Annotated in this window: 1 pseudogene; it reads left to right on the top strand. The window is 79.6% G+C overall.

The features are described 5' to 3' along the window. A pseudogene (locus tag HMPREF3086_RS03675) lies at positions 1–486 on the top strand (hypothetical protein); the annotation flags it as partial. Positions 487–560 lie beyond the last annotated feature (74 nt).

Below are 560 nucleotides of genomic sequence, written 5' to 3'. Positions count from 1 at the left end.
GTGCTGCCCGCGGGGCGCGTCACGGCGGTCTCCGGCAGCGCCACCCTACGGGTCGGCCTGTTGGCCGCGGCCACGGCGTCCGGCGCCCGGTGCGCGGTCGTGGGATGGCCCGAGCTCGGGGTGGCGGCCGTGGCGGAACAGGGCGGTCGGTTGGACTGTCTGGCGCTCGTGCCCGATCCCGGCCCGGATCCGGCGGCGGTCGTGTCGGTCCTGCTCGACGGGCTGGACCTGGTGCTGCTCGGTCCGGCGGTCGCGGCCGTCGCCCCGTCGCGGGCACGGGTGCTCGGCGGTCGGGTGCGGGCCGCGGGCGCGGTGCTCCTGGTGGGCCCGGGTTGGCCCGGCGCGGAGCTGACGCTGGCGGGGCGGCACTGCCGTTACGGCGGTCTGGGTGCGGGCAGGGGCCGGCTGGCCTCGGTCTCCACCGTGGTGCGCTGCTCCGGACGGGCCGCACCCGCCCGGACCGCGGAATGGGTGGCGGCGGGATGAGCGCCCGGGTCATGGCGGTGTGGTGCCCGGACTGGCCGGCGGTCGCGGCGGCCCGGGCCGAGGGGCACGGTCTC

The organism is Dietzia sp. HMSC21D01 (assembly GCF_001815995.1).
In the GTDB taxonomy this organism is placed as follows: Bacteria; Actinomycetota; Actinomycetes; order Mycobacteriales; family Mycobacteriaceae; genus Dietzia; species Dietzia cinnamea.
Note: the sequence above shows the minus strand (reverse complement) of the source record. Positions and strands in the feature narration are given on the sequence as shown.